Below are 25,507 nucleotides of genomic sequence, written 5' to 3' on the forward strand. Positions count from 1 at the left end.
TATTGCCTATTGCCTATTGCCTATTGCCTATTGCCTATTGCCTATTGCCTATTGTAAAAATAGAAATATTATTTCCGCTATGTAACTAGGTTTTAGGAAATCAGATTTTTAATTGACCAAATTTGAGGAAGGTGATTTTTGAAATGGTATTCTAATGTTTACCAATGTACCCGAAGGTTCGCCTTGTGCGTTGTGTTTGTCAATAATTTCCATCATGATTCTGTATTGGGCTCCCTGATTTAAAATATCTAGTCGCTTTTGATTGGCTGAAATCGCAAAGCTATTATGCGTATTTTTTTCTTTCAGTCTTTTCAACTGTGCCGAACGTTTTCGTCCTATACCGTTATCCTCAATAATGACCATAAGGCAATCTCGCTCTTTAATGAATTTAATCCAAAGTTGCCGGTCTTCTTTTTTGTGTAATAATCCATGTTTTATAGCATTTTCTACGTACGGTTGAATCAACATAGATGGAATATGTACAAAATCGGGTTGAAGGGCAGGGTCTACCTCGAAGGTATAGTGTAGCAAATCTTCAAACCGAATTTTTTCGAGTTCTAAATAAAGGTTTAGTGCCTTTATTTCTTCGCTCAAGGGCACACAATCTTTATTACTCATATCCAAAATTCGACGTGTTAGCTCGCTAAATTTGCCTAGATAAACAGAAGCGTTTTCTTTGTCGTTGGTATAAATATAGGCCTGAATGGTATTGAGTGCATTGAACAAGAAATGCGGATTCATTTGGCTTTTGATACTGGCTAGCATACTTTGTTTTACCTCTTGTTCGAGCTTGAGCTTATCAGCAATAAGTTGGTTTTTCTGATTAATATCATTGATTCTCCAACGGAAATACCAATAAATTCCTAGCGTGATTATGGCTAAAATCAATCCCACAAACCACCATTGTAGATAAAAAGGAGCATTGATTTCGAAGTCAATATCGAGTGGCTTTTGTACCTCAATACCATCTTCATTGATTACCTTAAGCTTGAGCTGATAGGCTCCAGGTGATAAAGATGGGAAACTCAAAACTCTCGATTGTGAGGGTAAATTTAGCCAAGTTCCATTATTGATTTTATAACTAATGCGTAGTTCATCCTCGCTTTTGAAACTTAGTATTGAAAAAAAGATTTCTATGCTATTTTGGTCAGATTCAAGTTTTATTCCAGAATAATAATCTCGCTTTTGAGCGTTTACCGTGAAGCCCGTTAGTACCATTAATGGCGAGGTTTTGTTAATAACATTCCTTTTTTTATCAAATACTACAAGCCCCTCGGGGGTAGCTAAAAATATATTTTGAGCACCAACTACAAGGTCTTTGATTTCGGCTTTGGGAAGTCCATCGGTACTACTATAGCTCGTAATTTCTTTCGTTTTCAAATCAAAAGATTGAAGCATCCCTTCTTCGGCAAGCCACAACTTTTGCTGGTCTATCTGAAAACGATAGATCGTATTACTAGCCAAACCGTCTTTGGTACTAATATGTTGTATAACTTGTTGGTTTTTAATGATATACACCCCTTCGCTAAACGTTGAAACATACGTATAGTCTCCTTGGTTAATAATTTGTGAACCATATATGGGGTTGCCTTGATAGGTAATATTTCCTGTCGACTTGGGAGAGATATACACCAAACCGCCTACTGTCGAAATATATAAAGTACTATCTTTTCGTCCAAATTCAATCCATCGCGTTCTGGATTTTATAGAAGGATGGGTCAAATGAAAAACGGTATCAATATGTAAATATTTGGTAGAAGAGTTTGTAGGTAAAAGCCAGGATGGAATTGAAATTGGCTTTCGGGACTTGGTCAGTAAAGCTACCCCTCCCGAATATGCCATCGCATAAAGATTGGATTTGATTTTTACGATACTTTTAGAGGCGAATTCGAGGCTTTGTACTAGTTGGTGTTGTGCATTGAGATGTACTAGCCTGTTACTCGAAAAAAAGAGATCATGGTTTTCGGTATCTTCATATATTGAAATGACTTCATGATTAGATAACTTTTTCATGAAAAAAGGACTAAAACCTTGGTCGGGACTAAAAGATAGAATGTTTTGTTTTTCGGTACCAATATACACGCCTCTCCCTTCCTGAAAAGGGGCTAGTGCTGTCATACCAGTATTTTGATATTGATACAATCGAGTATGAATATTGGGCACAAACAATAAGCCTTTTGATAAGGTAGCAAACCAGTAATTACCTTCGCGGTCTAAGAGTATCCTGCTAATGCTAGTTCCTTCAAAAAAACAGAATCCGTTGTATTTAGGGTTAAAATTTAGGTCAAAACAATAGGCTCCACTAGAAGTAGAAACCCAAATTTCGTCTTTGAGCTTGATTACATCTTGTATGAATAAATTTGGTTTGAGTACCGAAATGGGCGCGCCACCATGAAGGAGTCGCCGAACATAAGGATATTGGGTTTTGGTAATGCCAAATAGCTCGTTATCGGTCGGAATCAGAAAGAACGACTGATAGGTAGATAGTTTTTGAAATTGTCCACGATACCCATCGGTACGATAAATACCATTCTTGCACAAAGCTAACAGCTTGTGGCTCTTTACGTTAATTCCCCAGGTAAAGGTGCTCGGAATAGGAATTTTACTGATTTTCTTTGTTGCCAAGTTCAGTGTCCTGAGCGTATCTGTAAAGCAACTAATTAATAGTTTGTTGTTTAAAATGGTAGCAGGTACAAAGCCCCCTTTCCACGAAAGTGTGGATTCTTTAACGAGTTTGTCTTGTTGGGTATAATAAAAATTTCCTGCAAAATCTTGGCAATAAATACGGTCTTGGTACTCCATCAGATTGAAGAGCGAACGGCCCTGTTTGGCAATACTTTGGTAGTGTACAAAGCTTTTTCCATCATAACGACTGAGCCCTTTGTCGTGAGCAATCCATAAAAAACCGTTTTTATCTTGAAGAATACTGTAAACCGTATTGCTAGGCAGACCGTTGAGGTTGTTGATAACTCGGTAAATGGCATTCTGAGCAACCGAACAGTTACTAAAAAAACTAAAAATTAGAATATATAGAAACGTCAAAAAATGTCGCATTACTGAAATATGTTCTGTCGGAGCTTCTACTGACTTGGAGTTTTCTACAAATAAGCAAAACCTTTTTCCAAGATAAAAACAAAAAAAGGTCTCGAACGAAACCTTTTTTCGAAATAAACTAACGCTAAGATGCTTTTGTGCAAAATAGTTAGTTTAAGTTAATTTGATAAGTTCGGAAATATAGTTCCTAACAAACATTAGGCACTAGTAATACAATATACAGGAACAAATGTATGGTGGCTTTTGAGGAAAATAGGATATAGTTTTATGAGATACTTTTTTGAGTATATAAAAGTCTATTTTGAGTAAAAGTGTAGCATCCTTTTGTAACTGAAAAAAGCGTAATTTTACTTTTGATAAAACTAAACCAATGCCAGTCAATCATCCTCTTCATATCGACCTATTTGCTATCATTATACTCATGGGAGTGGTACAGGGCTATTTTTTAGCCATATTTTTTCTATTTACACCCAAAGGAAACAAAATTGCCCACCGATATTTAGGTTTATTTTTATTTGCACTATCCACTTGTACGGTCGAGGTACTGTTGTCGTATACCAATTACATGTTCAAACTATTGGCTTGGGTAGACTTTGCCGAACCTCTCAATTTTGTACTAGCTCCTCTTACGTATTTGTACCTCAGAACCTTCATTTCTGAACGTTTTTCATGGAAACAATTGATTCATTTTGCTCCATTTGTGTTTTATCTGGTTTGTATGAGTATTTATATTTATCCTTTGCCCGATAGTTTCAAATACAATTCCTACTTAGACGCTTATCATCCTGAACTTCCTTTTCTTAAAAATGAGGTATTAGATTGGGGGTGGTTTTGCAAAGTTCGAGATTATGTGAATGATTTAATGTTTGTGCAAATGGCTTTATACGTGGCTGTAGGTTTTTTTGAACTAAAAAAACAATTTCAAAAAGTAGGCTTGTCTATTTTTTCAAAAGAAAATAGCTCATTGAGCTGGTGTCGTACACAATGGCTAAGTTTTGCGTCTATTGTACTTTTGTTTTTAATCATCAAAAGAACTTTTCCTAGCGATTTGGGAGATCATATTTTATCAGCACATATCACTTTTATTATCTATGCGATAAGTTTTTCGGTGATTCGGCAGTCTGATTTTTTCAGGCTAGGAGAGGAGGCCAAGCCTGTAAAGAAATATGAAAAGTCGACCCTAACAGACGAAATACAAGACCAAACTTTGGCTCGATTGGAGGTATTGATGCAAGAAGAAAAACTGTATTTGAAAGAAGATTTTTCTTTGCCCTCATTGGCCAAGAAATTGGGTGTTTCTCCGCATCATCTTTCTCAAATTTTAAATGAAAGTTTGGGTCAAAGTTTTTTTGATTATGCAGCGCAGTGGCGCATTGCTGAAGCCAAAAAGTTGCTTATCTCTTCAGAAAGTCAACATATTAAAATAGAAGAAATTGCCGAAATGGTTGGATATAACTCCAAATCAGCTTTTAATACGGCTTTCAAAAAAATCGTAGGACAAACCCCTTCTCAGTACAGAAAAGAGGAAAAATAGCTTTTGTTTTAATGTTCGATTTTATAAAATCGAACATCTTCCTTATCAAAACAATCGCTGCTGAGCTTATGATAAAGCTAGTTTTGAGCATCAAATCAAAAAAAGCTTTGTATGAAAACTCTTGACAAACAACAACCTCTTAGCACTTCTTCTCAAAAGACTCGTCAGTATTATATCGACTGGATTCGTGTTTTGGCCTTTGGTATTTTAATCTTCTTTCACACAGGAATGTTTTTTGTGCATTGGGGCTGGCATGTAAAAAACAATGAACTGACCGAAATCCTCGAAATCCCGATGGAATGGCTACACCTTTGGCGATTGCCCTTATTGTTTTTTATATCGGGTGTTGGAGTAAGTTTTGCGATGAACACAAAATCGGCTGGCGCCTTTATTGGCGAGCGCTCCAAGCGATTACTTATCCCTTTACTCTTTGGTGTTTTGGTAATAGTGCCCCCACAGGTGTATTTCGAACGCTTACAGCGCCAGCAATTTGAAGGCTCTTATTGGAATTTTTATCCTACAATTTTTGAATTTCAAGGCTATCCCGAAGGCAATACCTCATGGCATCATTTGTGGTTTATCGCCTATTTGTGGGTATTTTCGGTATTGGCAACGCCGCTCTTTGTATTTCTGAAAAATAGAAATAGTGAAGGTTTTTGGCAGTTTTTTCAGAAACTAGTAAGTCAGCCTTTGGGTCTATTACTCTGGGCTGTAGTATTGGCTTCGGCCTATTGGTTTTTGCATGCCGATTGGCCAGTTTTCCAAAATTTAGTATCAGATTGGTATAATTTTACGGTATCGATTATGCTATTCGTCTTGGGATATTTAGTAGGCAAAACTCCTATTGCATGGGATACCATGGAAAAGCACAGGAGAAGTTATGCTGTGATAGGCCTATTTATCGTAAGCTCCCGATTTTTGTATGATACGCTGTTGGGCAGTATTCCCGAAGATACGGTTTTAATGACCATTGTAAATGGATTATTGACAATGGTGAGCCTTTGGAGTACGATTTTGGCCATAGGGGGTTATGCCAAGCATTATCTCAATTTTACCAATCAGGCGCTTCAATACAGCAATCAAGCCGTATATCCTTTTTATATTTTACACCAGACTATTACGGTGGCTTTAGGTTTTTATTTGGCTGAGGTATCGCTCAATCTTTGGGTAAAATATATCCTAATCGCCAGTGGAACCTTTGGTATATCTTGGCTTTTGTATCATTATTTAATACGACCATTTAGTTTAATGAGGTTTTTGTTTGGGGTAAAAAAGTAGGGGAAAGTATAAAGGGATAGGCCGTCATACCCTTTGGATTTGAGCTTTCAGCTATCGGACTTTCCCCAAGGTCGAAAGCTGAAAGCGGTTTGCTAACCACTCAAATACTTATATGACCGTTTATCCACAAAGCATGAAAGGCTCATGCATAGGGATTTGAAGATAGAAGTGGCATATACTAAAAATTCTGTATTTTCGTAGAAACTTTATTTCACCAACAAATCCTATTATGAAAAAGCTTAGCCTTTTTGCGCTTCTCATGGGGCAATGTGCGGCACTTTTTGCACAGAACCCTTACAACGGCAACACCCGTTTTGAGCAGCTTGGCAATACTTTGCCAACTCCTAATACCTACCGTACCGCTTCGGGTGCTCCGGGCAAAGACTACTGGCAAAACCGTGCCGACTACGACATCAAAGCCGAATTGGATGACCAAAAGCAACGTATTACTGGTAGCGAGGTAATTACCTACAAAAACTTTTCTCCAGACGACCTTCGTTATTTGTGGTTACAGCTAGATCAAAACAACTTCAAAAAAGGCGGTATTGCACAAACTACCCAAACTTCTTCATTGAACGATAAGGGTACTAGTTTTGCACGCTTGAGCGCAAGTGCTGGGGTGCTGAACAACAAAGAATATGGTTACAATATTAGTGCAGTAAAAGACATTAAGGGCGCACCGTTGAAGTTTACTATCAACGAAACCATGATGCGTGTGGATTTGCCAACGCCATTAAAGCCAGGCCAAACAATCAGTTTCCAAGTAGAGTGGGATTTTAATATTACTGATGCTGTGGCTACTCGTGCTCGTAGTGGTTATGAATATTTTGCTAAGGATGGTAACTATATCTACGAAATTGCTCAGTGGTTTCCTCGTATGTGTGTGTATGACGACGTAAACGGTTGGCAACACAAACAGTTCTTGGGTCAAGGCGAGTTTACCCTTCCATTTGGTGATTACAAAGTGGCATTGACTATGCCCAACGACTTTGTTGTAATGGGTACTGGTGAATTACAAAATGCTGCGCAGGTATTGACAGCAGAGCAACAAAAACGCTTGGAAAAAGCTAAAGGAGCTAATCGTCCTGTGCTTATTGTGACACAAGCAGAAGCTGAAGCAGCAGAAAAAGCTAAGCCAACAGGTAAGAAAACTTGGGTTTTCAAGGCTGATAATGTGCGTGATTTTGCATTTGCTGGTTCTCGTAAGTTTGTATGGGATGCTATGCAAGTAGATATTGAAGGCAAAAAAGTATGGGCTATGTCTGCTTATCCAAAAGAGGCTAATCCACTTTGGGGGCAATATTCTACCATGTTGGTGGCGCATACTTTACGTTCATATTCAAAAAGAACTATTTCGTATCCATATCCAACGGCTCAGTCTATTCACGGGCCAGTTGGTGGTATGGAATACCCAATGATTTGTTTCAATGGTGCTCGTCCTGAGGCAGATGGAACCTATTCTGAAGGGACTAAAAACTTCTTAATTGGAGTAGTAATCCACGAAGTTGGTCATAACTTCTTCCCAATGATTGTAAACTCAGATGAGCGTCAGTGGTCATGGATGGACGAAGGTTTGAATACTTTCTGCGAGCAATTGGCTGAAAAAGAATGGGATAGAGACTTTGATACTTCAAGTGGCGAGCCACAAGGTATTGTTACTTATATGCGTACCGACAAAACGCAACAGGTACCTATCATGAGTAGCTCGGATAACATTATGGGATTTGGACCAAACGCCTATACCAAGCCAGCTGCAGGTTTGACGATCTTGCGTGAAACAATCATGGGGCGTGAATTGTTCGATGCTGCCTTTAAAGAGTACTCTCGTCGTTGGGCCTTCAAACACCCAACTCCACAGGATTTCTTCCGTACGATGGAAGATGCTTCAGGTGTTGATTTGGACTGGTTCTGGCGTGGGTGGTTCTATGGTGTTGAGCCTTCAGACCAATCATTAGAAACGGTAGAATGGTTTGGTATCGACAACCAATCCCCTGAGCAGAAAAATGCTAAAGCAAAAGCTGACGCTGAGGCAAAACGCCAAACGATGAGCAATATCCGTAACAAAAAAGATATTACTCAAACGGTAGTAGAGGCAAACCCCGATATGCGTGATTTCTACAACAGTTATGACCGATACGCTACGTCAGAAGCAGATAAAAAACGTTTTGAGCAAGCAACAGCAGGTCTTTCTGACGAAGAGAAGCAACTGATAAATGGTAATAAAAACTTTTATGTAATCAATGTGAAAAACGTTGGAGGTTTGCCAATGCCAATTATTATCAAAATGGTGTACGAAGATGGTACCGATGAGGTAGTTCGTATTCCTGCGGAAGTATGGCGTTTGAATGACAAAGAAGTGAAAAAGGTTATTCCTACAGATAAGAAAGTAGCTAAATGGATTCTTGACCCATTCTACGAGATTGCTGATATTGATACAAACAATAATGCTTTCCCTCGTGAGCCAGAACAACCAACTCGTTTCCAAGTATTCAAAGGACAACGTCAGTCTATGCCAAACCCAATGCAACAACAAAAACAAGCAGCGGGCGCAGTTCAAGGAGCAAAAAAATAGTAATGAGCTATCGACTTACGGCAGTCAGCTTTCGGTAAAGGGAAAATAATTCTGAAAGCTGATTGTCAATAGTCAACAAAAAAGGTGGTCTTGCCAAATTTCTGGGCAAGACCACCTTTTTTTGTATAAACCTATAAAAAAAAGTTGCTCAGGCGGAAACCACCTGAGCAAGCCTAGTAAATAGTTCTACACCTATTGAGTACAAAGTTATAAGCTTTTTGTTTAATACGCAATACATAAGTGTAAAATAATTGAAACTTTATTACGAATAAAGATTTTTTTGATGTTAAAGTAGAATAATGTAATTAAGCTCGATAAATCATTAGTTTTTGAAACACTAATCTGAAGCTCTTTTTAGGGAGTTGAGCGGACTTTATTTAGTTTTTATGCAAAAAACATTTTAAAAACTCTACTAATTGCTGAAGCATGCAAATAACTATAGCAAGTAAATCGCCCTTCGGATGACTTGCTTTGGCGTTTAATGCCTTTCGGGTAATCTATGACAAAAGAACAATTTGCTCACAATAGCTCTATACTATTGATTGTTTGGAAGGAGTCGGAGATATCGAATGGGTTACCTGCACCCAAGGCCTAGACAGGAGCGTGGCCTGCCTATGAAGTTAGCAGGCAAAATAAAATTTAATTTTTCAAGCAGTAGGCTTTAGGCATAAAGCCGTAAGCTAAAGAAAAAAGGCGTTTTTATGAAATTAGAAAGGCCTTAGGCATTCAGCAAAAACAATTCTCATTTTATCTGATTACTGGACAAAATTGAAGATACTAGTTCAAGACTTAGTCTTGGACTCATTTTTTTAACAGTTTTAAACTGTTTTTAAACATTCATTGAAAAAGTCTAAATACCTTTTCTCTTTTTGTCCAGTAATTAGTCATTTTATTTAAAAAACGATTTAACACTCTTTGCCTATCGCCTATCGCCTAATGCCTAATGCTTATAGCCTATTGCCTAATGCTTATAGCCTACAGCCTAATGTAAAACAAAAAACTTAAATCTAACTCTGCAAAGGAGGCTTAGGTATTATCTTTGTGCCCAATAAACCTCAAAACGAGCTATTAGGCTTGTAAAGACGTGCATCAAATTGAAAGTTTTTTAGCAGAATCTCTTCAAAAAAGAAAAGATTTAGCTTTATATAGAGTTCTAAAAACCACCCAAAATATGGTGGATTTTTGTTCAAATGATTATTTGGGTTTTGCCAAAACAGGAATATTGGTTGAAGGTATCAAGCAAGAACTCCGTCAGCTTGATCAGGCAGCAACCCAATGGGTTGGCGCAACAGGCTCACGGTTGTTGGCGGGTAATTACGCTTACACTGAAAATTTAGAGAAACATATCGCTCGGTTTCATGATGCGGAGGCTGGGCTCATTTTTAATTCTGGCTACGATGCCAATGTTGGTTTGCTGGCGAGTGTTCCTCAAAAAGGAGACTTTTTGATTACAGATGAATATATTCATGCCAGTATGATTGATGGCGCTCGCCTAAGCTATGCCACCCGACTAAAGTTTTCCCACAACGATTTATCAGACCTTCGTAAAAAGCTCGAACATGCTAAAACCCAAAATACTGGGCGTATTTATGTAGCCGTCGAGTCGGTTTATTCTATGGATGGAGACGAAGCCCCACTAGTAGCACTAGCAGACCTCTGTGCAGAATATGGAGCAGGATTGATGGTTGACGAAGCACATGCTACAGGAGTTTTTGGAGAAAAAGGAGAGGGGTTAGTGTCTTATTATGGACTCGAAAATCGAGTTTTTGCCAGAGTGATTACCTTTGGGAAAGCCCTGGGTTGTCATGGCGCAATTGTGTTGGGAAGCGAGCGTCTAAGAGCTTTTTTAATCAATTTTGCTCGTTCATTTATCTACACTACGGCGGCACCTTTACACAGTCATGCAGGAGTAAAAAGTGCATACAACTATTTAGAATCAACAAGTTTTAGTAATGCATACCTTCATCAATTAATCGGATATTTTCGCGAACAAGTGGCCTCTTCATGTAGTTACCCCATTATCGAGAGTCGCTCTGCTATTCAATGTATTGTAATTCCGGGCAATGAGGCATGTCGCCTGATAGCTCAACAATTACAGGAGGCAGGACTCGACGTAAGAGCCATTCTTTCGCCGACAGTTCCTAAAGGCAAAGAACGGTTAAGAATTTGTCTTCATCAATACAATACCTATGAGCAGATTGATGCTTTAGTGAAGCAAATGTCCACACACCTTTAATATTAATTTCAATATGAAAAAACAATTTATTGTCGCTGGTATTGGTACCGAAATTGGCAAAACGTTTATTTCTAGTGTTTTAGTAGAAGCACTACAAGCAGATTATTGGAAGCCGATACAATCGGGAGGGCTTGATTTTTCGGATACAGATACGGTAAAAAGCCTCGTATCGGTAACGAATAATACGTTTTTCCCTGAAGCTTATCGCCTCAATGAACCACTTTCTCCGCATGCATCTGCAGCTTTGGATGGCATTACTATTGAGTTGTCAAAAATACAGTTGCCAGTTACCGAACGAAATTTGATTGTAGAGCTAGCAGGAGGCTTAATGGTTCCGCTCAATGATACAGACTTAGTGATAGATATGGTTCAAGGCTTGAATCTTCCTGTTATATTAGTTTCCAAAAATTATTTGGGAAGTATCAATCATACGCTTCTTTCTGTGGAGGCCCTCAAAAGTAGAAATATTCCAGTTGAAGGGATAATTTTCAATGGTATTTCAAATGCTTCCTCTGAGAGCTTTATTTTGAATTACACAAAACTTAAATGCTTGGGTCGTATCCCAACTCAGGCAGAAATCGACAAGCCTGCTGTTCGTAAACTAGCCGATTCATTACTAAGTATTTGGCAGTAGAAAAAGTCAGAAGCTTTTATGAAAAAAGACTATTCAATTGATGAGCACTTGGAATTTCCTGTTGAAAATGTGGAAAAACCAGTGATAACTAATTTAAGCGAAAGAGATGCCAAAGTTGTTTGGCATCCTTTTACACAACATCATACTGCACCCTTTTCTATTCCGATTGTTCGTGCAGAAGGGGTGTATTTATTTGATGAAAATGGCAAAAGATATATCGATGCTATTTCGTCTTGGTGGGTCAATTTACACGGGCATTCTCATCCCTATATTGCCCAAAAAGTTGCAGAACAGTTTTTGAAACTTGAGCAGGTCATTTTCGCAGGTTTCACACACGAACCAGCCGTAAGTTTAGCCGAAAGGTTACTGGGCATATTGCCGAGTCATCAAGCAAAAGTATTTTATTCGGATAACGGCTCAACCTCTATCGAAGTGGCCTTAAAAATGGCTATTCAATATTTTCATAATAGAGGTTTTGAAAAAAGAAATAAGATTATTGCCTTGAGTAATGGTTATCATGGCGATACCTTTGGCACAATGGCCGTAGGAGCAAAAAGTGCTTTTAATGCGCCATTCGAGCCTTTTTTGTATGAAACTTGCTATTTGCCAGTGCCCGTAGCAGGACAAGAGCAAGAGGCTATTGCTCAGATGAAAAAGTATTTAGAAAATGCTGATGAAATCGCTGCCTTTATTTTTGAACCTTTAATTCAAGGAGCAGGTGGGATGGTCATGTATGAGCCAGAGGTATTGGAGGAACTGATTACATTGGCCAAAAATAAAGGTGTGATTACCATTGCTGATGAAATCATGACAGGTTTTGGTCGTACAGGTAAAATGTTTGCCACAGACTATATCCATACCAAACCAGATATTTACTGTATGTCCAAAGGCTTGACAGGCGGTGCTATGGCCTTGGGCGTAACTACCTGTACTCAGGAAATATTTGATGCATTTTTGTCGGAAGACCGACGCAAAACGTTGTTTCATAGCCACAGTTTTACGGCTAATCCCTTGGCATGTACGGCGGCACTGGCCAGTTTGGATTTATTGCTTTTACCCGAAACACAAACGCAGATAAAACATTTACAACAAAGTCATGAGAGATTTGCTCAAAGACTTAGCGCACAAAAGGCAAGTGCGGTAGATTCGGTACGTGTGCGAGGAACGATTTTGGCCATTGAGATACATACTGAAGAAGGAACCTCATACTTTAGTAATATTCGAGATATGGCGTATAATTTCTTTTTAGAAAAAGGTATTCTGATGCGTCCTCTTGGCAATATTATTTACCTACTAACGCCGTATTGTATACAACAAGAAGATTTGGATTATGTATATGCGTGTATTGAGGAGTTTTTAGAATTTAAGTAGAGACGCAATGATTGCGTCTAAAAAGGTGTCATTTTGAAATATAGCATCAACATGAGACCCTTAATTGAGTGAGTTGAGATTACCAGTAATAGAGACGCAAGCATTGCGTCTCTACTGCCAGAATACAAATTTTAAATTAATAGTATATCTGAGGTAAAATTTGACTGTAATATTTTGGTTATGAACACCTTCAAATAACCGATATACTATTAACTAATAACGTTTTTCTACTTATTTTAGACCTATTGAATTTATAATTTTTCAATCTTAAACGCACTTGAGGATTTACCACGATTGATACGAATAATGTATAAACCTTTCGTGAAATCTGATGTCGGAACTGTTACCAAGTTTGCATTAGTGTTTTTTGTCCAAACTACTCTTCCCATTATATCTGCAATTGTAATTTCGCTAGTTTCTCCAGCAGTCAGTAAATCAATCGTTAAATTGTCTTGTACAGGATTGGGATAAACTTTGAAAAATGCTTGTTCCTCTTTTTCAAAACCTAATACTTTTACTGGTAAAAAACCAAAATAAAAACGTGCATTTACAGGATAGTGATCAGAAGTGCTATTGGTATAGTCTGCCACAAAATCGATTGGTCTTGAAACATTAAGCGTATTGTTGATATAATAAATATCTGAAGCAGATACCCCAGGATTTGCCGCACCTTCTGTTAATATACCGATTTCGTTACTCAGCATAATATGGTCAATAATATCAGAATAACTCGCAGTACTAGATACTTTACAATCACTTAGAGACTTCGAGATAGTTTTATAATTTGCCACATCGGCAACAAACTCTTTGTAAGAAGAAGGGTTTCCTAATGCAATAGAGGTATCCAAATCATCATTATAATCACCTAACACAATGACTGTATTGCTAGCATATTTGCTATCTAGTTCGGCTTTCAAATCAATAGCATCCTGTTTTCTTCGATTATAATCAGAAAGGGCAGAACCAGATTTTGCATGAATTCCTACAAAGTGGATTCTTTTAGTTTTTCCATTAATTTTGGCATCTGCCACAAACATATATGGCAATCTCCCAGAGGCCCAGTTATTGGCAGGCGGATAGGTGTATTTTCCGACGAGTAATGACTTGGTTTCGGCATCTACAGGCGTAATGATATCCTTTTTGTATACAAAGCAGATTTTTTGAGCATAGGTGGTTGGGTCACTCGCTTTTTCGGGTGCATCATAGTAATGCGAGTAGTAATCAGTTTGACATTTGATACCATAATTGGGTAAATTTTGTGCAATCAAACTAGCAAAGTAGGTATGGTTACAAACCTCTTCCAGACAAAAAACATCCGATTTCAGTTTATTGATAACTGTAATTACGTTATTCATTTGAAGGGTATCTTTGATGGGACCCAACGCACTTGGAGAAAGGGTTGTATTTCCTAACCATTCAACGTTCCAAGTAGTGATATCCAAGGTAGAATCTACACTAATCGTTGCACCTGCCAAGGTTCCGCAGTATGATGCTGGCGTAGGTACAGTAATAGTACAAGAAGTTGAGCTTTTTGAAATATCACTAGCTACGTAAGGAAAAATCTGCAAGATATCCACCGTTCCGCTTGTGTTGATATAATGCCCTACTGCACCCGTGATGTCTTGTGTAATGCTCGGAACGGCCGTTCCGATTATGCCAGTGGCTGTAGCATCGACACGTACTTCAGTTTCGCCCATTTCATTACAAGCAATGACTTTGTAGTTGGTAGCACTGGCAAAATTTCCTGTGTTTACCGTAAAATTCATACCAATTAATTTTACGACCTTTCCTTCATTTGCCTCAAGGAATGTTGAAAGCGTTGTTGTCCCTTTTTTGCTTGCATCAAAAACTGCTATTGTAGGCGTTTTGCTGGTACTTATTACCTTATTAATACAGGTTGGGTTAAGGATTTCAGCTTCTCCATTGAATCTAACTAATGCGCCCACAACTTGTACAGAGTCGCCCACTGAAATATTCGCAAATAAGGTTGCTCCACTTGCCGAAAATACCGCAATACCTCCTGTATTATCTTGTAAATAAAACTTATTGCTTCCAAATTTACTGGTAACTCTACCTGCAATACTTGCGCTTCCGCCCGTGTAGGAGTTTTGTGCAGGGAGATTGTCCCGAACTTGTTTAATATTTGTTGTAATACCGCATAGGCCTGTTCCGGCAGGGAAAATAGTTCCTTTTATACTTACGCTTACACTAATCGAGCCACTGGTCAATTGAATAATGCCTTCGTTATTTCCCAAAGCAGCTTTTGCCGAACTTCTCACCAAGAAGGAACCTCCTTGTGCCTTGATTGCACCTGTAATGCCCCAGGTCTTTCCTTCATCAAAACTCATTTCAAAATTATCTGTGGCTGTTTTGAAACCTACATCAATATCACTAGTTAGCTCAGAGGCCGTAACAATTATTTTGGACGACTCGGAGGCTGTTCCTAGGTTTGTGTTTGGTACCGTTGTACCCACCGCCGACAAACTAGGAGCTGAGCTCAACGATGCAACACTAGTCCAACTATCTCCTACTCTCAATCGGTCTATGATAAGATTAGGCGCATTGGTGGCAGAACCTTGACGCAATGCAATCATGCCTAAGCTGCTAGCATCATTTTGAGTATCGATAGACGCAAGCCAGTCGGTTTTTAGAGGTTCAGTATTTGTTTTTAAAGCATCAGTAACCAATAGTTCTGCAGTATCATCAGTAGTAGCCGTAGTGTTAAAAGTGTAGCGAAATACCAATAGATAGGTGGTATTTAAAGCATAACTTTGGGTAGTATAGGCCAAGGATGTTCCAGAGGCGGAACCTTTTGAGATACCAAACTGAATACCATCAGAAGAAGATCGAACATAAACCCTTGGATTAAATCCTCCAGAGCTCGTGGTGCCTTGAATTAAGTGAATAAAATAATCTCCTGTAGTTTTAGCTGCTGTTACATTTACTAGGCACGAAACATAAACGCTACCTTTATTGAACGCAGAGGGTAATAATCTGGAAACATCTTCGCCGCTGCTAGTAAGAACGGCTGCGTTTCCGGTAGAACTCAAACCAGAAAGAACCAGGCCTGCTGTTGTTGAGATTGAATTAGTTCCTGTGCCGCTATGAGCGGTCCAGCCATTGGCTGTTAGTAAACCATTAAAATTGAAATCCTCAGAAAAGCTTTGTGCGAATAGGCCACAAGGAGATAATAGTGCCAGTAAAAGCACCAGAGATGGTAGAAATTTACGCATAGTGTTGATGTGTTAAAACAATTTGGCAATATAGATTCTAAGTATTCGTACAGAATTCACCTGCACGATGATGCTTGTTTGTATCCCACAAAATTAGCGAACAAATTCTTCCTTGTCTCATTTATCCCAAAAAGGAATTATTATTTTTAAGTTAGTAAGGAAACAAAGTGAAATTTGAGTACTCGGCTTTAAGCCGTAAGCCGTAAGCCGTAGCCGATAGGCAAGTACAAGTCTTTATAATTTCATAAAAAAACTCCTTTTTTTCTTTAGCTTAAGGTCAATTGCCTGAAAACTTAAATGGCCTACCTTTTGGGTAAGCCATTTAAGTAAATAAGGGTTAGGTAAAATGTTTTAAAGCTGATAAGTCAATACTGGTATATCAGAACGAATAATAACTTGCTTTGATTTGCTAGGGTCTATCAATTGGCTTAAGAAATTGCGATGATGTGCTGCCAAAACAATTAAGTCGATGTTTCTCTCATTGGCAGTCGTAAGAATTCCTTCGGTTACGCTATTCGAAATGGTTGTGTCCAGCGTAAAGTTTTCTTTTACAAAAGCAGCTTTAATTTGCTCTACAAACTGTTTGTCGGATTGCACATCAGGTTCGAAAGGTGCATTAATTTTGGTAAGCGCAACACTTGCTTCTAATTGATGTGAAAGTTCAAAAACTTGTGATAATATATGGTTTTCGTCAAACTCTAATTGAGTGGCATACAAAATTTTATCAATTTTAACATCTTCAACCTGATTAGGGATTGTCAATACTGGAACATGAGCCTTGGCTGTAATATGAGCTGCATTGCTACCAATCAATTTACTCAAAAAACCTCCCGACCCTGTACGTCCCATCACAATAAGGTCTATGTTGTTTTTTTCTACTATATCAAAAACACCAGAAATAACATCGTTCATTTCAAGTGCTACATGGCACTTCACACCTGATTCTTCAACTTGGGTAGCTAGTGGTACCATTTTACTATACAAAGCGTCTTTCTGATCGTCGAGGGCTTTTTGCATGGTATCTGCATCGGCATAAATCCCAGGCTCTACATATCTAGGCAAATAGGTATGTACCAAATACAGGTCACTTTTAGTAGCCTTGGCTATCAAAATAGCGTATTGTAATGCCTTGTTGGAATTGTCTGAAAAGTCTGTAGCAATAAGTATGTTGTTCATGGTATATGTGAGATTTGATTTATGACAAAAGTAAAGCCAAAATCCTCACTCAAAACCTTGCTTAATCAGTTTTAAATATGATTTTTGTTAGTTTTAAATAGTATTCTATTGTACTGTTATGGATTGATTATGAGTAAGTTATTTTAAGATTAAGTCAGAGGCTTTTTCAGCAATGGCAATTACGGGGGCATTGGTGTTACCAGCTATTACCTCAGGCATTACAGAGGCGTCTACCACACGTAACCCTTTTATGCCATATACTTCAAGTGTTGATGGGCTTACGACCGCCTCGGAGTCTACGCCCATTTTACATGTTCCACAAGGATGATATACTGTTTCGCAAGTTGCTCGAATATACTGCTCCCAATCAAGGTCAGTATCGTATTTTTTGGGTAAAAATAAATCGTCGGTTTGTCGAAATGGCGCAAATGCCTCCGACATCATGATTTCTTTGGCTTTGTAAACGGCCCTCATTAAAGTGGCCATATCTTCTCCCTTTGAATCTGACAAATATCGAGGGTTGATTAATGGAGCAACTTGGGCTTGGTTACTCTGTAAACCAACAAACCCACGACTTTTGGGTTTGAGTAAGGTTGGTAAAATGGTAAAGCCTTCTGTTTTGGGTAAAGTTCTAACCTTGTGGAGGTCATGTGTTAAAACAGGTGCGAAGTGAAATTGAATATCTGGTCTGTCCAAATTTTCTTTAGTATGAACAAAGGCACAGGCCTCGAGGGGGCTCGAGCTGAGTGGCCCTTTTTTTTGAAAAAGATACTGATAAAGATTGGAAAGAATCCAAGGAAAACGTTCGATGTTATTGTAAGTAATGCGTTGATTACACTGGGTATTGATATTGACAAAAAGATGGTCTGATAGGTTTTGTCCTACTCCTGCTAAATCTACCTTACAGTCTATATTAAAATCTTTGAGATAGGATGAGGCTCCAATTCCTGACAGCAATAATAAATGAGGGCTTTGAAATGCACCTGCCGCTAAAATGACTTCTTTGTTGGCATAGATTTTTTCGGTGGTGTTTCCCTTGATAATTTCAATACCTATTGCTTTCTCATTTTCAATCAGTATCCTAGCAACTTGTGTATTGGTAGATACTCTTAAGTTGGACCGCCGAAGAGCAGGTATCAAGAAGGCACCAGCCGTTGAATGGCGACGGGCGTTTTTGATCGTAAACTGAAACTTCCCAGCACCTTCCTGTTGAGCACCATTAAAATCAGGGTTAGCAGGAATGCCTTTTTCTACACAAGCCTCAATAAATGCTTCGGCCAATGGTGTAACATTGATATTATGACTGATGTTGAGCAGCCCACCTATTCCATGATATTCATTTTGGTACTGTTGATTATTTTCGGATTTGATAAAATACGGAAGCATATCTTGATAACTCCATCCTGTATTACCCCATTTGGCCCAATCATTATAGTCTTCTTTGTTTCCTCGAATGTAGGCCATACAGTTAACCGAGCTAGAGCCTCCTAGGGTTTTGCCTCGTGGTTGATACAATGCTCTATTATTTAAAAAAGGCTGTGGGACGGTATAAAAATTCCAATTGACCTTTGAATGATGGAGTTTGCCATAGCCAGCGGGAATATGAATTTCGGGTTTGCTATCTTTTCCTCCAGCCTCTATTAATAATACCTGATAACGTCCGTTTTCTGAAAGACGATTAGCTAATACACATCCTGCCGAGCCTGCTCCAATAATAATATAGTCTGCTTTCATAACGAATAATGATTGGTAAAAGAAAGAGTATTTATGTAAGTATGAATGCTGAATTACGAATTAGGGTTGTACGAAGCAATTCCAACAATTGCGGATTTGGGATTTCTGATTTCGGAAATAATGTAAAATACCTTTATTTTTTACAAAATATAGAAGCTTATACATCCGAAATCCGAGATATACATTTTTAGAACCCTTCAGAATTAGATTTAAGTTTTGTGTGTTTAGGCACAAGGCAAAGAGTATTTTTCTAAACACCACAGACAAATGCCTTTGTCCAAAGCCTAGGGCCGAAAGCCGATACCTGAAAGCCGAAAGCCGACAATAAATCGTTTATTTTGCCTTAAATTAAAAACAAATTAGTATAAATAAAACAATTTATTCTTTGATTTGTACAAGGTGTTCTGTTCGCTAATGAATTAATTTAAGTTAAATTTGTAAAATCGTACTTCTAAAACAAACCCTTAAATCTTTATAACCCGCCCATGTCTGATTTTCAATTGTATCTTCAATTAGGTTTTCAACATATTACCGACGTCAACGGCTATGACCATATCATGTTTGTGATTGCTTTATGTGCAATCTATCGACCTAACGACTGGAAAAAACTAGCTGTATTGGTTACAGCCTTCACGCTTGGTCATTCTGTAACATTGGCTTTGGCAACATTGCAGGTTATTACGTATCGAACAGAAGTCATCGAGTTTTTGATACCTATTACCATATTTTTAACCTGTATTCTTAACTTTTTTCATAAGTCAAGCGACAATACAAGGTTTCAAAAAGAGAAAAGCTCCTCCTTGCGCTATCCAATGGCAATGGCTTTTGGTTTGATACATGGAATGGGTTTTTCTAACTATCTAAGAAGTTTGTTGGGAAAAGAAGAGAGCTTAATTAAGCCTTTATTGGCGTTTAATGTAGGCTTGGAGCTAGGACAACTCTTGATTGTGCTGTTGACTTTGGTAGTAAGCTTTTTGATATTGGATATATTTAAAGTAAAAAAGCATGATTGGAATCTTATTCTTTCAGGTATGGTAGCAGGTGTAGCCCTAACATTAATCACCTCGGCTGACTATTTTCAAGAGTTGTTGGGTGGAAAATAATGAATGCTGAATTAGATTTAATTTATGCGTTTAGGCATGAAGCAGAGGCACAAGGCAAAGAGTGTTAAATCATTTATTAGTAATGATGGATATGTTTTTATTGAATGCCCATAGCTTTGGGCATTCAGCTTTCGGTAAAATTTTTTATCTATTACTTTAAAAATCAACTGCTTAAGTGACTAATAACATTACCTACTCAAAATTTTTAATGCTGCTTGCTTGGCTTCTTCGGCCCATAGTTGATACATCTTGCCAGAGAAGTGTAACTGGTCATCTGCAATCATAGAGTGGTTGTTTGGGAAAGCTCTAGAAATTGGAGTAATATCTACGAAAACGACTTTTTTCGAGGCGCATTCCTCTTTTATAATTTGATTAAACGCATCAATTTCTTTGGCAATTTGTTTGGTGTCTCGATTGATGGCGAACGGTGTGACACCCCAATCAGGAATCGATAGCACTATTATCCCTCGAAATTCATCTTTACTAAAGTTAGCGGCTATTTGAAGTAACTTCTGAAAATCCTTTCTGAAATCGTCTTTCGAAAGACCTCTGTACTGATTATTGACGCCAATGAGAAGCGTTACTAAATCATAATTATTTTCGAGTTTTTGCTTACTGATAGCTTCCTCCAACTCAAAAGTTGTCCAGCCTGTTTGTGCTACAATATCATGTTTTACTACAGAAATTTCATGGCGAAGAGCTTCAATTAATTGTGCTGTCCAGCGTTGAGTTGGAGGTACGCTTTCGCCAATTGTATAAGAATCTCCGAGTGCAAGGATTTTTTTTGGTTTGGTATCTTTCATAATGAATCTCAAAGGATAGTTTGACGATGATTGTATAAGCGGGGATGTATAAAAAAACACAGTTAGTGTACAAATTAAGCGTTGAAACAGTATGTATAGCATTAGTGTAATAGTTATACGTAAAATACGAGCAAATGCTTATCGATGAGGCATTTATCAATCACGAATATAATGACCGTTTAATAATTTTCTAGGATTTTGGAAAAAAAGTACCTAGCGTACAATATTGTATTTTGGCATGATTTTGGCTTAATTTACAGTGAATATTTACAATTTATTTTTGAATTAAATTGCATTTTTATTACAAATCACCGCCTAAGAATTTATTGTAATAAAAGTAATTTTTTTTAAAAAACAGTTGAAAAATCATTTTCGCAAAATGTTTTTTTTCAAAATTGTTTTGTAAAAAATATTCATACGTACTCCCGTTTGGCACCCGCTAATGCTTCAAATTTAAAGTACATAATCATAAGTGAGCCGCAATATCACTTATTATTACGCAAAAGCCTAAGTTTAAAGAGAAACGCCATTTCTGAAGAAAGGAATCGCAAGCCTTTCTACAAACATTTATTTTCGTTAATCAACCTCAGTAATCTAGGCTTATCACATTCGGCTATTTCCGCTATTAGTCGTCTCACATTTTTGCTTTGTACATCATTGCTATGTTCGAGTGCTTTTTGCAAGAAATTATTGATTCATTTTCAACGCCAAAAAAGATGAGTCTTCGTATGCTTATTTCAAATATGACTTGCTAAAACCCGCCCGCCCCAAAGACTCTAGTGTCTTCTCGATATAGCCTTATGGATATAGTTTGTACTAGTCCAGAAATATAATTTTTCTTATAATCCGCCGAGTTAAATTAATAAAGTTTCCCCATGAAAAACTTTACTGCTTCATTACGTACTTCATCAAAGTACGGCTTTAGTAAGCTATGTACGCCTGAGTTGAACACTTTTAGGAGAGCGCAACTTTTCCTCAAAAACCATGCCAACGGATTTTTGAGGGGTTCACTCTTGTTGCCACTTATCTTTTTTTTAGGAAGTGCAACAAAATCTCAAGCCCAACAAAATCCTCTAAGTCCCATACAGGGCTTTAATGTGTTTTCGTACGGTAATACCATACTTACCAGTGGCGATGCCAATGGTGGTTTGGCTACCTTCGGAAACCTCACGCTCAATGGATCCTATTCATTGGGGATGAGTACTACAGGTACTTTCAAAGCTTCTGGTGATGCCAACAATACAGTATTGATTGTAGAAGGTAATGTAAACTACTCGTCGGGTAATGGTCTAAATGTATTGAGTGGAGGTTTTGTTAAAATTAAGGATTTTTCAACCTCTAAATATTGGTCTACCAATCCTACACGTTTGACGGCCTCAAGTGCAACTTCACAAGATGCCAATCCACGTATTAGTTTGTCAGTTTCCCAAACGCAAGCCTCTATTAATGCCGATGTATTCGATTTTAATACAGCTATTGCGAATATGCGAAGCTACTCGTCTACTTACAATAGCTGTACATCTAATACAACTGTATCGACAACAGCCACTTCATATACCTTTAACCTAACATCTGGTCGTACCAATTTCTTCAGAATGTCGGCTAGCCAGTTGGCTATTTTCAACGAAATCAAATTTAATATTGTGCCTTCTGCAACCAACCCTGTAGTTATTACGGTGGATGTTGGTAGTGCTAGCTCTTTTAACTGGAACATCCCGAATTTTCCTGGGGTACCTAATGCAGCAGGTCAATATATTCTTTTCAACTTTGTCAATAGTTCGGCAGGAAGTACTACTATTTTTTTAAATGGAGGAAGTACAATCGTAGGGACAGTGTTTGCCCCTAACGCTCACGTAAACAAAGCTGGTTCAGGTAATATCGAAGGTCAGGTAGTGTGTATGAACTATACACATGCACAAGGGGAAGTGCACTACCAAACATTCAATACTACGGTAAACTGTAGTAGCTTTAGCTCAGTTACTTGTGATTGTGCAGGTAATATGTTGGTTAACCCAAGCTTTGAGTTAGCAGATGATAGAGCTGGTTATAATTCATCTAACGCTACAAGGGGGTGGAACTGGACTGGAGCTCCTACGGCATATCTTTACACCAACACACAGTATTCGGTATGTGATAAATACAATGCTTACCTATATTCAGCAGACAACGTTCCTAGAACTGTATGGCAACAGGTAAATAATATCACTGTAGGTACTTCGTATTCACTTTCGGCCTACGGAGGAACACATGACCCAAGCAAAGATCATCGTATTAGACTAGTTTTTTACAATAGTTCAGGTACAGCCCTATTGACAGTGGAAAGGCAAGTCGATTGGGATGTTGATATTGTGACATCTGGTCCTATCTTACAAGAATATACAATGTCAGGTACAGCTCCAGCAGGAACATCATACCTGAGGGTCGAAGGGTACGCAAGTGGGGATTACCTTAAATTAGATAACTTTTGTTTGACAGTAAATAATACTTGTAACAACTTGACAAGTGGAGGTACCATTGGCTCAAATCAAGTTTTATGTAAAAATGTAAGTAGTACACCTGCAGCCCTAACAAGTGTAACGGCACCATCAGGAGGCGACACCGGACAACCCATCCAATATCAATGGTATAGAGCTACCTCATTAGACAATGGCGCTTGTCCTACTAATGTGGCTGGTTCTTCAAAATATACAGCTATCTCGGGAGCAACTTCCGCAACATACGCTCCTGGAGCTATTACTCAAACTACCTGTTTTATCCGAACAGCTCGTCGTACCAACTGTACAGATTATGTAGCAGAATCAAATGCGGTATTAGTAGTTTTAAAAAATAACTGCTCGACTGTATCTTGTCCAAATAACATTGTCACAAACTCAAGTTTTGAGACAGACGATAATGTGACTAATAACGGGAAAAAGTTTCCTGTGTATTTTCAATCATCCCCTGCCTCATACATTACCCGTACTGCTACCAATACTGATGCCTACAGAGGAGCTTCTCCTACTGATTGGGCTATTGGAACAGATGTAAATGATTATGCTAACCAAAATGGGGCTTATTATATTGATGCAAGTGTGACAGGTAATGCAAACTCTGGCGATCGTTTTATCTACGGAAGATATAACCAGTGTGTGCTTTTTGCTCCAAGTTCAAATCAAAAGTTTTTCCCAGTTACTCCTGGAAAAAAATATAAAATATGTGCCTATATGGCTGCCTTCAACCCATCGGGGGTACAGGGTAATGCAGATGTGTATTTTGAATACAATTTTAGAAATGCCGAAGGCGGTGATAAAGGAATACTATCTTCAGGAGATATTTATCAATCAGTACCTGCTGATACCGACGGGCAATGGGAGACACTCAACTGGCAACAGTATTGTGTTGAGATTGTAGCCCCTGCTGGCGCAAAATACCTTGAGCTTTACATTACCCCTCGCGATAACGAAGGGGATGGTATGGCAATTGATGATATCTGTATGACCGAGGAAACCTGTACTTCAGCTCCTGTAGTTAGTAGTGCGTCTATCTGTGGAACAGGTACAGCAACGCTAACGGCCACAGGATGTACAGGAGGAACGGTGAAATGGTATAGTGGCTCTACCGATACGACTCCAATTGCTACAGGGGCTACTTATACTCCTGCTTCAAGAAGTACATCGTTGAATTTGTTTGCAACTTGTACACTCAATAATTGTGAAAGTATAAAGACTCCAGTAAACCTAACTGTAAGCGGGGCTGTTTCGGGTGTAAGTGCGACAGCGGTAGGAGGTAATACTTCTAATTGCGGATCGCCGATTACAGTTAATGGTGCAGGTAGTGTAGCTAATCCTAATCTGGTGTATAATGGAGATTTCTCAGCAGGAGACATTGGTTTTGTGACACAATATGGAGAACAAAATTATGGCTATGGAATATTTGGTGTAGTAACAGATGCGAATACCTATTTCTCTTGGGCATCCGCTTGTAAAGATAGAACAGCATCAGGTACAGGAAGAATTATGGTAACAGATGGAGGAACAGATGCAAGTCTAACTGTTTGGGGACAAAGAATTGCCGTAAATCCAAATACCACCTATCGTCTAAGTACTTACGCGACATCTATCTCCTCTACCAATCCATCAACTCTGGCATTTTACGTCAATGGTGTGAAAGTGGGTACTTCAACAACCTTGTCTGCGACTACCTGTGCGTGGCAACAGTTATCAACCACTTGGAGTTCGGGAAGTAGCACAACAGCTTATTTTGAAATTAGAAATGAGAATACGAATACAGGAGGGAACGATTTTGCGATTGATGACATCTCAATGACAGTTGATGCTCCTGGAGTAACATTTTCATGGACAGGTCCAAATAGTTTTAGTGCCACAACTCAAAATATTACAGCAAGCACTACTGGAACATATACTCTAACTGTAACAGGTAATACGGGTTGTTCTAGTAACGCTTCTATTGCTATTACAATAAATCCAACACCATCATCACCTACAACAACTCCAGCCAATCGATGTGGAGCGGGAGTTGTAACACTTGGAGCAACTTGTGGTAGTGGCGAAACTGCTCAATGGTATTCGTCTCAGTCATCAACGACAGTGCTTACAACGGGAGCTTCATATAGTCCAAGTTTAACTACCAGTACAACCTATTTTGTAGCTTGTAGAAATACAACGACAAGTTGCGAAACACCTGCAGCTAGTAGAGTAGCTGTAACTGGAACTATAAACACATTGCCAAGTGCACCAAGTGCAGGGAATGTAAGCAATAATTCAAGATGCGGCAGTGGAG

The 25,507-nt window shown here is 38.4% G+C and carries 13 protein-coding genes; 8 read left to right on the plus strand and 5 right to left on the minus strand.

Annotated elements, in window-relative coordinates; genetic code table 11:
- Window positions 1-108: 108 nt before the first annotated feature.
- Entirely contained in the window at window positions 109-3,054 is a 2,946-nt protein-coding gene (locus tag ACOVQ4_RS15390) for a histidine kinase (RefSeq protein ID WP_421821515.1), read from the minus strand.
- Between the two features lie 370 nt (window positions 3,055-3,424).
- On the opposite strand from ACOVQ4_RS15390, the gene ACOVQ4_RS15395 reads away from it, so the two are divergent.
- From ACOVQ4_RS15395 to bioA, 6 genes are all read left to right on the plus strand, one after another.
- On the plus strand, window positions 3,425-4,588 hold the full coding sequence (locus tag ACOVQ4_RS15395) for a helix-turn-helix domain-containing protein (RefSeq protein WP_421821516.1): 1,164 nt from the start codon (window positions 3,425-3,427) through the stop codon (window positions 4,586-4,588).
- A gap of 111 nt (window positions 4,589-4,699) precedes the next feature.
- Window positions 4,700-5,866: an acyltransferase family protein gene (locus tag ACOVQ4_RS15400; RefSeq protein ID WP_421821517.1), complete on the plus strand. Its 1,167-nt coding sequence runs from the start codon at window positions 4,700-4,702 to the stop codon at window positions 5,864-5,866.
- 229 nt (window positions 5,867-6,095) lie between these two features.
- Window positions 6,096-8,438, plus strand: a complete 2,343-nt coding sequence (locus tag ACOVQ4_RS15405) for a M1 family metallopeptidase (protein WP_421821518.1) — start codon at window positions 6,096-6,098, stop codon at window positions 8,436-8,438.
- Between the two features lie 1,171 nt (window positions 8,439-9,609).
- Window positions 9,610-10,674 carry an aminotransferase class I/II-fold pyridoxal phosphate-dependent enzyme gene (locus ACOVQ4_RS15410; RefSeq protein WP_421821519.1) on the plus strand — a complete coding sequence of 355 codons (1,065 nt, stop codon included), beginning with the start codon at window positions 9,610-9,612 and terminating at the stop codon, window positions 10,672-10,674.
- A 13-nt stretch (window positions 10,675-10,687) separates the two neighbouring features.
- Window positions 10,688-11,308, plus strand: coding sequence for a dethiobiotin synthase (bioD, locus tag ACOVQ4_RS15415; protein WP_421821520.1), 621 nt, complete (start codon window positions 10,688-10,690; stop codon window positions 11,306-11,308).
- 18 nt (window positions 11,309-11,326) lie between these two features.
- Window positions 11,327-12,679, plus strand: a complete 1,353-nt coding sequence (gene bioA / locus ACOVQ4_RS15420) for an adenosylmethionine--8-amino-7-oxononanoate transaminase (protein ID WP_421821521.1) — start codon at window positions 11,327-11,329, stop codon at window positions 12,677-12,679.
- A 251-nt stretch (window positions 12,680-12,930) separates the two neighbouring features.
- On the opposite strand, the gene ACOVQ4_RS15425 is transcribed toward bioA, so the two are convergent.
- The 3 genes from ACOVQ4_RS15425 to ACOVQ4_RS15435 all read right to left on the minus strand — a co-directional run bounded on the left by ACOVQ4_RS15425 (window position 12,931) and on the right by ACOVQ4_RS15435 (window position 18,822).
- Window positions 12,931-15,912, minus strand: coding sequence for a T9SS type A sorting domain-containing protein (locus ACOVQ4_RS15425; protein WP_421821522.1), 2,982 nt, complete (start codon window positions 15,910-15,912; stop codon window positions 12,931-12,933).
- A gap of 351 nt (window positions 15,913-16,263) precedes the next feature.
- Window positions 16,264-17,088: a universal stress protein gene (locus ACOVQ4_RS15430; RefSeq protein WP_421821523.1), complete on the minus strand. Its 825-nt coding sequence runs from the start codon at window positions 17,086-17,088 to the stop codon at window positions 16,264-16,266.
- Between the two features lie 138 nt (window positions 17,089-17,226).
- Window positions 17,227-18,822: a GMC family oxidoreductase gene (locus ACOVQ4_RS15435; RefSeq protein ID WP_421821524.1), complete on the minus strand. Its 1,596-nt coding sequence runs from the start codon at window positions 18,820-18,822 to the stop codon at window positions 17,227-17,229.
- Between the two features lie 485 nt (window positions 18,823-19,307).
- On the opposite strand from ACOVQ4_RS15435, the gene ACOVQ4_RS15440 reads away from it, so the two are divergent.
- Window positions 19,308-19,925, plus strand: a complete 618-nt coding sequence (locus ACOVQ4_RS15440) for a HupE/UreJ family protein (RefSeq protein WP_421821525.1) — start codon at window positions 19,308-19,310, stop codon at window positions 19,923-19,925.
- Between the two features lie 188 nt (window positions 19,926-20,113).
- Here ACOVQ4_RS15440 and ACOVQ4_RS15445 read toward each other — a convergent pair whose 3' ends face one another.
- The gene (locus ACOVQ4_RS15445; protein ID WP_421821526.1) at window positions 20,114-20,728 is read right to left on the minus strand and encodes an SGNH/GDSL hydrolase family protein; all 615 of its coding nucleotides are present in this window, start codon (window positions 20,726-20,728) and stop codon (window positions 20,114-20,116) included.
- Window positions 20,729-21,603: 875 nt separating this feature from the next.
- On the opposite strand from ACOVQ4_RS15445, the gene ACOVQ4_RS15450 reads away from it, so the two are divergent.
- Window positions 21,604-25,507: collagen-binding domain-containing protein (locus ACOVQ4_RS15450; protein ID WP_421821527.1), on the plus strand; the 3,904-nt coding region annotated here is incomplete at its 3' end.

It is taken from the genome of Flectobacillus sp. (assembly GCF_049240685.1).
In the GTDB taxonomy this organism is placed as follows: Bacteria; Bacteroidota; Bacteroidia; order Cytophagales; family Spirosomataceae; genus Flectobacillus.

Coding starts and splice junctions, on each gene's coding strand:
- ACOVQ4_RS15440 (WP_421821525.1), top strand. CDS start 19,308: ATGTCTGATTTTCAATTGTATCTTCAATTAGGTTTTCAACATATTACC.
- ACOVQ4_RS15410 (WP_421821519.1), top strand. CDS start 9,610: ATGGTGGATTTTTGTTCAAATGATTATTTGGGTTTTGCCAAAACAGGA.
- ACOVQ4_RS15400 (WP_421821517.1), top strand. CDS start 4,700: ATGAAAACTCTTGACAAACAACAACCTCTTAGCACTTCTTCTCAAAAG.
- ACOVQ4_RS15405 (WP_421821518.1), top strand. CDS start 6,096: ATGAAAAAGCTTAGCCTTTTTGCGCTTCTCATGGGGCAATGTGCGGCA.
- bioD (WP_421821520.1), top strand. CDS start 10,688: ATGAAAAAACAATTTATTGTCGCTGGTATTGGTACCGAAATTGGCAAA.
- ACOVQ4_RS15425 (WP_421821522.1), bottom strand. CDS start 15,912: ATGCGTAAATTTCTACCATCTCTGGTGCTTTTACTGGCACTATTATCT.
- ACOVQ4_RS15430 (WP_421821523.1), bottom strand. CDS start 17,088: ATGAACAACATACTTATTGCTACAGACTTTTCAGACAATTCCAACAAG.
- bioA (WP_421821521.1), top strand. CDS start 11,327: ATGAAAAAAGACTATTCAATTGATGAGCACTTGGAATTTCCTGTTGAA.
- ACOVQ4_RS15445 (WP_421821526.1), bottom strand. CDS start 20,728: ATGAAAGATACCAAACCAAAAAAAATCCTTGCACTCGGAGATTCTTAT.
- ACOVQ4_RS15435 (WP_421821524.1), bottom strand. CDS start 18,822: ATGAAAGCAGACTATATTATTATTGGAGCAGGCTCGGCAGGATGTGTA.
- ACOVQ4_RS15395 (WP_421821516.1), top strand. CDS start 3,425: ATGCCAGTCAATCATCCTCTTCATATCGACCTATTTGCTATCATTATA.
- ACOVQ4_RS15390 (WP_421821515.1), bottom strand. CDS start 3,054: ATGCGACATTTTTTGACGTTTCTATATATTCTAATTTTTAGTTTTTTT.